The following is a 12,155-nucleotide window of genomic DNA, read 5'->3' on the forward strand; positions in this document are numbered from 1 at the left end:
TTCACGGCATCGGACTTGAACTCATCGGAATAACTAGGACGGGAAGACATGGGCACAATCCTTTCAAACTGTGTCTCACATCAGTAGTACACCTCAATCTGTTGTTGGACGGCTTTTGAGACAGCGAAGCTCCGTGTCGAACCGCGAGATCCTCGGCACTCCTGGTGCCACCTGCAAAGCGGCCCGACCGTCTCAGTAATGGATCGTATTTGAGACAGAAGGGAGGTAACCGCAATCGAGTGCCGCCCCACCACATGTCCGACCGAGTCCGCAGCCTTGACGATGGGTCTTGCCTGGCCTTATCCAGGACAACAGCGAACCACGCATTTGGTCTGACAAAGTTTCGCGTCGGATCCCGGTACTTTCCGGTCACCGCCGGGGAGGGCGGCCCCGGGCTCTCCCCATCCGCCACACGGGAACGGCAGCGTCCGGGAGCTTGACCTTCACAGGGTCGAGCCCGCCGCGCAAAGGGTCGAGCCCGCCGCGGCGGTGTGTGCACCGCAGGCTGCGTGTGGAACCACACCGCGAGGGTGTGTTCACGCTCCGAGTCATAGTCGTGGTAGCCGGGCCAGTCGTGGCCTTCCTCCCGGAACTTCACGAGCTCGGCCAGGCACCCCGGGCGCCGGCGCCTCCTCTCCGCCTTCCCCTAACTGGCTGGCTGGCTGGGGAAGTGTAGCCGGCGCCCGGCGCGAAGCTAACAGCGCGGTATAGCGGTCTGGCCGGATAGCGGGACGGCCTGCCTGCACGGGGTGTGCAGGCAGGCCGTCGATATGGGAAAGCTTTTGAACTTCGTCAGGCCCCTTTGTGTGGGCGCTGGCGTCGCCGAGGTCGTCCCGGGGTCAGGGGTGGAAGAGTTCCTCAAAGGTGCCTGATGTTGTGGGTGAGCAGGTGTTGGCCAGGCAGCCCAGGTGCCACATGTGCTCGATGGTGGAGAGCAGGGTGTAGTGGTCGGAGAGCTGGTTGGTTGTTTTGTGGGGGCCTTCAGCTGAGTTGATCACGATCGTGGGTGCGTGGCCGCCGCCGAGGACGGCGCCGTTCTGCCCGACCGGGCTGCCCGGGCCGCCGGTGGATCCTGAGTAGTCGTTCTCATCCCAGGCCAGGACAATGCTGGACTTGGTCGTCTTCCACGTCGGGGAATCCATGATCTGCTGGACCGTTTGCTTGACATAGTTGTCGCCGAGCTGGATCGCGCCGTGGTCCAGACCGGAGTCCGGGTATCCGCACTGCGGCGTCCCGACGCTGGCCGCCCCCGACGGGGAGACCCCGTGCATGTCGTGGCACTGGTTCGGGCTGACCCAGACGAAGTTCGGCACGTTGCCACTGGCCAGGTCGGTCTTGAGGTTGTTCTCCTGGGGCACGATGTTCTGCAGGCGCGGGCTCCCCGGGTAGTTGATGTCCGAGAAGTACATGAATGGGTTGTGCTTCTGCGCATACAGCTTGACCGTGGTCGAGCCGGTCGTGGGCGCGTACTCGACCTGGGAGCCGGCGCTGGGAAGGCTCTCCATGTACGCCTTCCAGCTCAGGCCCTTGTTTTCAAGCTGATCAACAATGTTCTTGCCCGAGAACATGTGCGCAGTGGAAGAGGCGCTGGCGACCTGGGCCGGGGTGAGGCTCCCGGTGACCCCCGCGTCGCTGGAACCGGGGACAAATTCTTCAGGGGCGCACGTGACATTGGCGCCGGCTTTGCAGTCATCCCAGATGCCCTGGGTGCTCCCCGAAATGGTGGCAAGGTAGTTGGGCAGGCTCGGGTGGGTCACACCGTGGTAGTTCGTCGCGGTGTTGTAGCGCTGGGAGAGTGAATTGATGTAGGGCGCGTCGGCGGTGTTGCCGATGACCTGGTCATAGCCGTGGTTCTCCATCATGATCACGAACACGTGGTCAGGACCGTTAGCCCCCTGCCCGTTGGCCTGGGCGACAGCGCCCGCGGGTGTCTTCGCGTCCGCGGGTGCAGCCGCACTGACGGCGGCGAATCCGGTGAACGCGACGGTGGCAGCAAGCGCTGTTGCGCCTGCCCTCCGGCTCTTCAGCATGCTGAGCATTGGATAATCCTTTCGTGTTGCGCCCCGGGACGGGACGCCTGGTTCTCGGGAAAAGCAGCAAAGTAGAGCTGAGTTGGTGTCAGAGTCGACGGCAGCGCTATCAGCCTTCGCGCCGATGCCGGTGCGGTTATCGGCTCAGCTGGGGATCGCTAGTGAGCGCGCGTCCGTTTTCGAGCCGGCCGGCGAGGACTCGGACGAGTTTCGGGTCCGTGGCGGAGGTGATGGTCAGGTCGTACCAGCCGCCCTGGGTTGGGATGACGACGGTCTTGCCCTGGCCCGGGTTGAGTGAGAGCGCCTGGGAGCCGGCGCCGTAGGCGTCCTTGAGCGTGAGGGTCTCGCCCGCGGAGCCGGTGTTCTCGATCCGGAACTGCGCGTGCGGGGATTTGCCGTCGGCGGCAACGGTGACGCGGAGGTCCGCGGCGGCCGTCGTGCCGGCGAGGCGCCGGTACCACCCGGCCGGGCCGTGCATGTGCACGTCGTACTCGGCGCCGAGCGCCCAGGACGCGTCGAGTGAGGCCGCTGCCCCGATGGTGTATGAGTACGGGGCCTGCGCCAGCATGTTGGAGCGGACCTGCACGTGCGCGCCGAGCGTGCCCCGGTTCGCCCAACGGGCGGTGAGCTTCCCTGCCTCGATCTTTGTCTCGACGTCGAGGGCGTAGCCGAGCGGGCGGGACGGACGCGTGCCCTTCTCCTGGGCGGGCATGGTGTTCGTCGCCGGTGGCGTCGGAATGTAGCTCGGGTGGCGGTTATGGTCAGCCGGCTTGTAGGCCGAGGTGTCCGGCAGGGCCGGCGCGGCACCGCCGGCCGCGGCGAAGTCGAACGCGCTGGTGAGGTCGCCGCTGACTGCACGGCGCCACGGCGTGATGTTCGGTGAGGCGACGCCGAAGCGGGCCTCGAGGAAGCGGATGATCGAGGTATGGTCGAAGGTCTCGGAGCAGACGAAGCCGCCCATGCTCCACGGCGAGGCGACGATCATCGGCACGCGCACGCCGAGCCCGAAGTGCCCCGGGACGTCCTTGCTGCCGTAGAACGTCGGGGTACCGTCGTACCACTCGCCGGCAGTTGAGACCGTGGAGGCGCCGGGGATCTGCGGGGTGTTCGGGTGCGGCGGGACGATGTGGTCGAAGAAACCGTCGTTCTCGTCATACATGAACAACACTGCCGTTTTGCTCCACACCTCCGGGCTGGAGGTGAGAATGTCCAAAACGTTCGCGGCGTACCAGGCGCCGAAGTTGGGCGGCCAGTTCGAGTGCTCCGAGTAGGCCTCAGGCGCCACGACGTAGGACACCTGCGGAAGCTTGCCCGACTTCACATCCTCCCGGAGGACCCGGAAGAGGTCATCGCCGGCCTTGGCGCTCGTGCCGGTGCGGGCTTTTTCGTACAGCGGGCTTCCGGGCTTGGCGTCCTGGTACTGCTTGAAGTACAGGAGCGAGTTGTCCCCGTAGTTGCCGATGTACGGGTCGTCAGTCCAGCCTTCATAGTGCGCAGGGTCGAGTCCCTCGCCGATGTCCTGGTAGACCTTCCACGAGACTCCGGCCTTCTCAAGCTCCTCGGGGTAGGTGCTCCACCAGTACCCTTTTTCACCGTTCCACAGGTCAGGGCCGCCGCCCTTTCGGTCAGGGTCGTCCCCGCCGGCGAACATGAAGTAGCGGTTCGGGTCTGTCGGGCCAAGGACCGAGCAGTGGTACTGGTCGCAGACCGTGAACGCGTCGGCAAGGGCGAAGTGGAACGGGATGTCCGGGCGCCCGTAAAACGCCATCGTCGCGTCGGTCTTCTCCGGCAGCCACTGATCGTATTTGCCTTTGTTAAAGGCTTTATGGGTGAGCTCCCACGAGTGGTCAAGGTCCTCCATAAACTGCATTCCCAGATCCGGCGCCGTCGGGTGGAACGGAGTAACCTCGCGGGTGGCGTTGGCTTGGTGGAACGAGTCCTTGCCGGACGGCAAAATTGCGGGGTGCGGGTCCGAGAACCCGCGCACGCCCTTGAGTGTGCCGAAGTAATGGTCGAACGCTCGGTTCTCCTGCATGAAGATCACGACATGCTCAACGTCCTTGATCGAGCGTGTGGCCCGATTGGCGGGGATCTCCGCGGCCCGGGCGATGCTCTGCCCAAGCATCTGCGAGATCGCGGTGCTGGCAGCGCCAGCGGCCGAAAGCTGAAGAAAACGACGGCGGTCAAAACCTGCCATGAAGCTGCTCCTAATGCATTGTCTTACTAGTGGCCCCCGACGGAGTCTCCCAGTGTCAGGTAAAAGCCCGGTGTACGCCGGGTGAACAACGCGCAGCATACTTACCTAAAAACGGACTTGGTGCTGCGCCGGGCACCCCGCCGCGGTGCAACGAGGGAGTCCGTCAGGGCGCAGCCGTAGACTGTCCTTCGACGAACGGACCATCAGCATGAGGCTTGAAGGCTGGCATCTCATCATCATCATCGTTCTGGCCCTGGTGCTGTTTGCCGCACCGAAGCTCCCCGGAATGGCCCGCAGTCTGGGCCAGTCGAAGCGTATTTTCAAATCCGAGGTCCGCGAAATGAAGAAGGACGGCACCCGACCGCTACCTCAAGGGCGAAGACAACGGGTGGGAGCAGACGCCTCGCGTCCGCTACTCCGTCCTCGACCTCCAAGGCGGTGACCGGGTCGGCATCGCTGCAGACCAGTTCCCTCCCACGGACGTCACCTCGACGAAGTACTACCTCGACGGCCGCTCGCGAGTCTTGAACACTGCAGCACCGACGGACGAGGTGGAGGCGGCATACGACGTCGGATCAAACCCGGCTGCGGTGTCGTTCGTCGCGCGATTCGACCAGGAGACAGTGATGGTCGGCTACCCGAAGGCACGTCTCTGGGTCGAAGCACGAGGCGCGGACGACATGGACCTGTTCGTCCTCGTCCAGAAGCTCGACGCGTACGGCACGCCACTGCAGCAGTTCACCGTGCCCAACCAGGGCGCGCTGGCGCAAGACATCACCGAACACGGCGCCTCCATCCTGCGGTACAAGGGATCCGACGGGCGCCTGCGCGTCTCCGCTCGCCACCTGGACGGGACGTTGTCGACCGATGCCGTGCCCGCCCACAGCTTCGACCGAATCGAGAAGCTCTCACCCGGCGAGATTGTCGACATCGAAATCGACCTGCTCCCGATCGGCCTCGCATTCCACCCCGGCGAACAGCTCCGCCTCGTCATCAGCGCCCGAAACATCCTAGGAACGATGATGCCCGCAATCCGCGAGTACACCCCCGTCAACAGTGGACAGCACATCATTCACACCGGCGGCGAACACGCCTCCTTCCTGCAACTGCCCATCCAGGCGCGGTAGCAGGTCTCACAGGGAGTGAAGGAGGCGTTCGCGGATGATCTGGCATTCGGCAGGGCGGTGAGGTCGCTGCTGAAGGTCAAGTCTTAGGGTATCCAGGTGGTGCCTGGCACCGGCTTCATGGCGAAGAGCGCATCGCGGTCCAAGGGGCCCGTGGAGAGGGCGTGGAAGATCCCGTCTCCCTTTTCCTGCGTTGGCCCGATCAGGTGGTCTTGGACGAGGTCTTTGTAGGGGCCGGAGCCGCACCGTCGGGGAGCGGCGCGCGGAATCGGAAGAAAAGCCGGCACAGCACGACGCGCGGACTCCCGGGGCTGTGGTCCCCGGCCGGGGGTGTGACGGTGGTTGGGGGAGGCGGTTATCAGGGGCTCGTCGTCGCCGGCCCCGCTGGAGGGCGCGGGGGCGCAGCCCGCAAACGGCTGGCCCCGGGGTACCGGGTCAGCTGCGGCGTCACTGCGCGGCCGGCAGGCGGCGGGGCTCGTTGCGACGGTAGATTGGGGACGAAATCGGCCGGGGATGACGCATGGATTCGAGGGGCAGAGCCTTCTGCCCGCGTGTGCCGGCGTGCGGTCCGGTTCTCCCGGCCGGGTTCGGTAGGGTCAGGTCATGATCGAAACTGCCGCCGTGCCGGCGCTGACGTCCTATCACTGGCTCGGCATCCCGATCGCCGCAGCCGGGGCGGTCCTGCTCGCGCTCGGAACACTGTTCCAGCACAAAAGCATCGAAGACCAGGGTCCGGCGCCAGGGCGGGCTGCGGGAAGCATGGGAGGAGGGCGCCTGCAGGCCCTCCTGCGGAAACCGGTATGGCTGGGCGGGACAGCCATGCTTGGAGCGGCAATACTCCTGCAGCTGACAAGCCTGAGGTTCTCGCCCCTGATCGTCGTGCAGCCCATTGGCGCGGTCGCCCTGGTCGTGACCACTTTGGCCACCGCCCGGATGACCCGCAGGTCCGCGGGTCGCCGGGCCCTCACAGCCGTGGCTTTGTGTGTCGGCGGAGTGGGTGCGTTCGTCGCTGTCGCGGCCGTGTCCGCGCAGGACGTTGAGATCAGCGACCGGCACCTCATCACGATCCTGGCCCTGCTCGGCATCGTTCTCGCCGCACTCGGCACGGGTTTCGGTCTCTGGCGGCACCGATGGGGCGCCGTCGTCTTTACCAGCGGCGCCGGGATCCTGTTCGGGTTCGTCGCGGCCCTGGCCAAGACCGTCATCGCCCGGCTGTTCCAGGGCGACTTCGAATGGCTGTCCCTGACCTGCCTGGCGGGGCTGGTCATTGCCGCCCTGTCCGGAACGTTCCTGGTCCAGAACGCGCACACCCGGGGCACACCCGAACTCGTCGTCGCCGGGCTGACAGTCATCGATCCCCTCGTTGCTGTCACCATCGGCATCACCATCCTCGGAGAAGCCGACACCGCCCCGCCACTGGCATTCGTCGCTTTCCTCCTCGCCGGCGCAACAGCCATTGCCGGAGTCATCCTCCTCGCCACAGTGAAAACGTCACCGGACACCACGCCCCCATCCCCGTGAATGCCGCGCAACATGACTCCGCCCAGCCGCCCTCCCGGCACCCCTGACGTTTCCCCTATGACGCCTACAGAGCCACGCTGTCTGACTTGGCAGCACCACCGCTCAAATCACCACACCCAGAAACCACAGCCGCCATCCCGGCCCGCACCCGAATATCGACGCCTCCGTTGTCGAAATCTTCCGGGATTTAGAGTCGGGCAACGCAGGGACGTCGCGGACCTGAGGCTGCCCTCCGCCTCGGCGATCCGTTGATGTGCCACGGGCCCGACAGCCATCGGCAGGGTTGCAATGTAGTTTCCGGTCCTGCATTCGGACCAGGGCTGGCAATACCAGCACCGGTCCTGGGTCAGCGCCCTGCAAACGCGACTGTGGTACTAGCTGTCTTCGGCCAGCGGGAGGGTGAGGCTGAGGTGCGCGCCGCTCGGGCAGGGATGCGCCGTCGCCGTGCCGTTGTGTGCGATGGCTACGTTGTGCACCACGGCGAGTCCCAGCCCGGATCCGGCCACGCTTCGCGCGGAGGTCGAACGGTAGAACCTGTCAAAGACAAGGGGCAGGTCCTGCGACGGGATTCCCGGTCCTGTGTCCCGCACGTCAAGGGTGACGCTGCGCTGCGCCACGCGAAGCGTTACCCGAACCTGGCCCGGTTCAGGCGTGAATTTACCGGCATTGTCCAGTAAATTCGCGATGGCCCGCGCCAGCCGGACGCGTTCTCCGGTCACTAGGAACCGGCGCCCACTTCCTTCCAGGGACCATTCCACTCCGGGGTAACGCCGTTGGGCATTGTCCATGCAATGGAGCACAAGTTCGTTGAGGTCCAGTTCCTCGATGAAGGACGGGACCTCTTCGCGGCGGGCCAGGTCGATCAGGTCCTCAATGAGGGACTGCATCCCTACCAGCTCACGCTCCAGAGCCCCGGTTATGCGTTCCTTGCTGCTTTGCTCAAGGCCGGGACTCTTGAGCATGGCGGCGTTGGTCCGCAGCGACGTCAGGGGCGTGCGCAGCTCATGGGAGGCGTCGGCAATAAGTTGTTCCTGCTGGCGGCGGGATTGCTCCAGTTCGCCCAGCATCGTGTTGAAGGCGATGCCGAGTCTGTTGATCTCACTTGTGGTACTGCCGGGGATCCTGATGTCGGTGTTGCCGGTCTGCGCGATACTCTCGGCAACAGCCGTCAGCCGGTCCACCGGCCGGAGTCCGCGGCGGGCGGCAAGGTAGGCAGTGCCTGCGGCCACCGCCATGGTGCCCAGCACTGTTGCTGCCAGGAGCCAGCCGAGACGCTCAAAGGACGCCAATACCCTGTCGTCCCTGACCCCCACCACCAGAGCCCTCTGGTTTGTCAGCGGCCTGACATAAACACGGACTGGATCGTCGCCGATGGCCGCTTCCGTGAAGAACGCCGCCCTCTCCCCGGATGCCACCTCGCGCATCTGCCCGGTGATGGGCAACGCCGGCCCGGTGGCAGTAGCCGGATCTCCATCGGGCGTTGGTGCCACCAGCTGGGCGCAGGCCGGCGAACTGACCCAGGTGCACTGGGAAAAGCCCTGCCAGTTCGGATCGGTACGGATCAGCTGAATGATGCGATCCGATTCACGCCTCAATGACAGATCCTCGTTGTTGCGCAGTTCGTGCCCCGCCAGGGCATACACCAGTGCCGCGAACACCAAAACGGTGAGGGTGATGGCCGCCGCGATCACCAGCGTCATCCGCAGCCGCAGCGTCACGACGCGGCCAGCCGGTATCCGACCCCCCGCACGGTCTGGATGAGCCGGGGTTCACCGTCAGCTTCGAGTTTGCGGCGCAGGTAACTGACGTAGACCTCCAGTGCGTTGGAGGCCGGAGCCATTGCATATCCCCACACCGCGTCACTGATCTGGCCTCGGCTGAGTGCTTGCTCCGGGTTTTCAGCGAGCACGCAAAGGATGGCGTATTCGGTGCTGCTTAAGTCAATCCAACGTCCCCTTTGCCTCACGGCATGGGCGTCGGGGACCAGTACCAAATCCTGGTATCCGCTGGGACCAGGCGGAAGGCGGGCTGTCCGTCGTGCCATGGCCCGCAACCGGGCCAGCAGTTCATCAGGTTCAAACGGTTTGGAAAGGTAGTCATCCGCTCCTGCGTCCAAACCTGCTACGCAGTCAGCCACATCGCTGCGGGCCGTCAGCAGCAGGACCGGGACGGTGTTGCCAGCTGACCGGAGCATGCGGCACAGGGCGAGTCCGTCCATGATCGGCATCAAAACGTCCACCACCAGCAGATCCGGGGACGTCGCAGCGACCCTTTCGAGCGCCTCCCGGCCGTCAGCGGCGGTTTCCAGCAGGTAGCCGGCAGCTTCAAGCAATGACTGCAGGGAGCTCCTGATTTCCGGATCGTCGTCGACGACCAGGACTGATATCGGCTCCGTCATGCCCACCAGCATAGTTGCATCCCTTCAGAATCCCTTCTGCAGGATGGGGCCATGGATATGGACGTCGGAACTACCTACGCAACCGCCGCGCAGCGCGGGCCACTTGAGGCTCGGCGACGCCGTCCACGAGTGCGCGACTGGATCATTGGCATCTTTGCGGGGGCAATCATGGCACTGCTCTTCGGCCACGGACTGGCGCCGGAGGCTGACGGGATTGCGCTCGTAATCGAGAGCTTCCTGCCGTGGTTGGGGGCCGCCATCGCCGCGCTGCTCATGGCGGCGTTGCTTTCGAAAGCTTGGTTCGGCGCCATCCCGGTGGTGGTCGCTGCAGTTTCCTGGACCCTGGTATTTCTGCCAGTCCTGATGACGGGAGCCGTCCCGGCCTCGGCGGCCGGCACATCGGACGGAGCGGCCGAGGGACTGACCGTTGTCACTCAAAACCTTCGCGCAGGAAATCCTGACGCCGAAGCGGCCGTGGAAAAGCTGATCGAATCAGATGCCGACGTTGTGGTCTTACAGGAGCTGACCGGGCCGGCGCTAGCCCGGATAACTCCGTTGATGGACGGAACGTTCGGGCACCGACAGCTGGCAGGAACCGTTGGGGTATGGAGCCGGTTTCCGCTGGGCGGGGGTGAGCCCCTCACCTTGGGGCTCGGCTGGTCGCGCGCAGTCAGCGTACAGCTGGAAACGCCCGCCGGTCCCGTGCAGCTCTACGCCGTGCACCTGCCCTCTGTCCGGCCCGGCGAAGTGAGCAGCAGGAACAGCGGGCTTGCGAAGCTCACCGAAATTGTAGAGGCGGATCCCTCACCCAGAATCCTGGTGGTCGGCGATTTCAATACGGCCAACACCGACCGCGCCTTCGCCCCGTTACTGGCCACACTGGACGAGGCCCGGGCTGGCTTCGGATTCACATGGCCGGCACGCTATCCCGCCACCAGACCAGATCACATCCTGTTCCGCGGTTTCACCATAACCGGAGCCTCCGTGATCGCCTCTCCGGGCACGGACCATCTCGCCGCGCTGGCACGGTTGCAGCCTGGGACTGTCCGCCCGCCCGCCACTCCGCCACCTGCTGAACCGCGGAATCCCGCGTAACCTGACCCTCCCAAAAGCTGTTCCATAATCCCCTTCTTATAACCAAGTCCGGAACTGAATTTCGGTACGGTGCGGAAAACGGACATCGGATACGCGCAGGTCTCGACAGCGAACAGGATTCTGACCGGCAGCCGCCTGCCCTGGAAGGGGCCGGTATCGGACCGCAGCACATGAGGCGGTACTCCGGGCAACGAGTGAGCCCCGACCCGGCACCGGTGGCCGCATTCCCGGCATCCGGCGCGGCGACTGACATACTCTGACGATGGCTGCCTCCTTCGAATGCACAACACGGACCACCATGGGCATAGACCAGTTCTTTGACCTCGCCCGCAGCATCGATGCCCACAAAGACTCGATGGCGCAGTCGCGGGAAAACGCCGTGGCAGGCGTCACGACTGGCCTCATCTCCCTGGGTCAGGAAGTGACCTGGCGGGCTTGGCACTTCGGGTTCCCGCTTCGGATGACGAGCCGGATCACCCAGATGGAGGCGCCGGACTTTTTCGTCGATGAACAAGTCAAGGGGCCGTTCCGGCGCTTCCGGCACGTCCATGAGTTCAGCGAAGACTCCGGGGGAACCCTGATGGTTGACCGGATCGAGTTCGCGGCGCCGTTCGGACCCGTCGGGCAACTGGTGGAGAAATTGGTCCTTACCCGCTACCTCCGGAAGCTTATCGAGAAGCGCAATCAGCACCTCACCGCGGACTCGCAACCGGGATAACAGGGATCCGAGCCGGGGAGCTGGCAAAATTGGGCACTTGCCTCCATACATGGGCACTGAAACGGTGGATGATTTTGCGGTCGCTCGGTCGGTCACTCGGATAACTACGCAGGCCGGCCCCTGGACAAGGGTCATACCCGGAAACTGGGCGACGCGGTCATCGCAGGCTGTGACGGTGTAGGAAGTTGGTAAGCCCTGTTGACCTTCGCGAAGGGCTTCGCCGGATTCCCATTCAGCTGCGGAGGCAATTATCAAGGCGGCGTGAGACGGGGAGTCGACAGTGATGAGTCGTTCCCCAGATCCTGCTTCCACGGAGATGGGCGACTTCCACCCGCCGTATTCCCGCCCGTCGTTGCCTGTGTAGGGATAGCCGTTCATCTCGTCCCGGATGGGCCAGGAGTAGCTCGAAGGACTGCCGGTCCAGGAAAGTGATGAAACGCCCTCAGCGGTAGGAGCATCAGGCTCAGCTCCAGGAGCTTCAGGGACCGGGACCGCGCTACCCTCCCATGCGTCCTCGCAGTTCAAGCTGGACGAGAGCTGCGGCGCTGGACTGGACGTGCTTGGCTTCGGGGCCGGTTGGACCGGTTGGGCGGGTGTGCAGCTCGTGAGTGCCAACGCGGTGACTAGTGCCGCTATTGGTTTGCTCTTACTTGATCGCATAGCTGGCCCCCCGTTGAGCTATTCAACTGCATCCAGAACACCATGGACAAGAGGAACCTCGCTAGTGATTCGTCGGCGACCCCGTTTGGAGGGTTTTGGGAGAACGTGTCCCGTAGCGGGTTCCCGAAACGGGCAATCTCAATTGCTTGCCGGCATGCGGTGAAGGTCGAATGCGTCCGCTTGCAGCGCACTAGGATTGAGGTCCGCACCGCTCACGATATCTGGCATGTGCACGTACTTACGTTGGCTACACCCTTACCGGCTGAGAGTCCGCTCGGGGTGAAAAGGGGGATGACGCATGACGAGTCCGAGTCTCGGCCAATGGCCTCCTAGCGACCGCGAATACCGTCGATCAGAAGTGACGGCGCTCGTCGGAGTTGGCGACGCAGTTTGGCAGCGCGCCGCCAACGAG

The 12,155-nt window shown here is 64.5% G+C and carries 8 protein-coding genes and 1 pseudogene; 5 read left to right on the forward strand and 4 right to left on the reverse strand.

Going from position 1 to position 12,155, the window contains the following annotated elements; all coding sequences use genetic code 11:
• Window positions 1-839: 839 nt before the first annotated feature.
• Window positions 840-2,039 (reverse strand): alkaline phosphatase family protein, encoded by a 1,200-nt coding sequence (locus tag ABIB26_RS23025; protein WP_354248464.1) that lies wholly within the window; start codon window positions 2,037-2,039, stop codon window positions 840-842.
• Window positions 2,040-2,166: 127 nt separating this feature from the next.
• Window positions 2,167-4,227 carry a phosphocholine-specific phospholipase C gene (locus ABIB26_RS23030; protein WP_354248465.1) on the reverse strand — a complete coding sequence of 687 codons (2,061 nt, stop codon included), beginning with the start codon at window positions 4,225-4,227 and terminating at the stop codon, window positions 2,167-2,169.
• Window positions 4,228-4,435: 208 nt separating this feature from the next.
• Between ABIB26_RS23030 and ABIB26_RS23035 the strand changes: the two genes are divergently transcribed.
• From ABIB26_RS23035 to ABIB26_RS23045, 3 genes and pseudogenes are all read left to right on the forward strand, one after another.
• Window positions 4,436-4,669: a twin-arginine translocase TatA/TatE family subunit gene (locus tag ABIB26_RS23035; RefSeq protein WP_354248467.1), complete on the forward strand. Its 234-nt coding sequence runs from the start codon at window positions 4,436-4,438 to the stop codon at window positions 4,667-4,669.
• Between the two features lies 1 nt (window position 4,670).
• Window positions 4,671-5,354 (forward strand): annotated as a pseudogene (locus tag ABIB26_RS23040) (CocE/NonD family hydrolase C-terminal non-catalytic domain-containing protein); the annotation flags it as partial.
• A gap of 600 nt (window positions 5,355-5,954) precedes the next feature.
• Window positions 5,955-6,872: a DMT family protein gene (locus tag ABIB26_RS23045; RefSeq protein WP_354248469.1), complete on the forward strand. Its 918-nt coding sequence runs from the start codon at window positions 5,955-5,957 to the stop codon at window positions 6,870-6,872.
• A 374-nt stretch (window positions 6,873-7,246) separates the two neighbouring features.
• Here ABIB26_RS23045 and ABIB26_RS23050 read toward each other — a convergent pair whose 3' ends face one another.
• Together ABIB26_RS23050 and ABIB26_RS23055 are read right to left on the reverse strand one after the other, a co-directional pair.
• Window positions 7,247-8,590 carry a HAMP domain-containing sensor histidine kinase gene (locus ABIB26_RS23050; RefSeq protein WP_354248471.1) on the reverse strand — a complete coding sequence of 448 codons (1,344 nt, stop codon included), beginning with the start codon at window positions 8,588-8,590 and terminating at the stop codon, window positions 7,247-7,249.
• Window positions 8,587-9,270: a response regulator transcription factor gene (locus ABIB26_RS23055; protein ID WP_354248473.1), complete on the reverse strand. Its 684-nt coding sequence runs from the start codon at window positions 9,268-9,270 to the stop codon at window positions 8,587-8,589. The genes ABIB26_RS23050 and ABIB26_RS23055 overlap by 4 nt, the downstream gene beginning before the upstream one ends.
• Window positions 9,271-9,321: 51 nt before the next feature.
• On the opposite strand from ABIB26_RS23055, the gene ABIB26_RS23060 reads away from it, so the two are divergent.
• Entirely contained in the window at window positions 9,322-10,365 is a 1,044-nt protein-coding gene (locus tag ABIB26_RS23060) for an endonuclease/exonuclease/phosphatase family protein (protein ID WP_354248475.1), read from the forward strand.
• A gap of 262 nt (window positions 10,366-10,627) precedes the next feature.
• On the forward strand, window positions 10,628-11,083 hold the full coding sequence (locus ABIB26_RS23065; protein WP_354248477.1) for an SRPBCC family protein: 456 nt from the start codon (window positions 10,628-10,630) through the stop codon (window positions 11,081-11,083).
• Window positions 11,084-12,155: the final 1,072 nt, after the last annotated feature.

The organism is Arthrobacter sp. UYEF20 (assembly GCF_040546335.1).
In the GTDB taxonomy this organism is placed as follows: domain Bacteria; phylum Actinomycetota; class Actinomycetes; order Actinomycetales; family Micrococcaceae; genus Arthrobacter.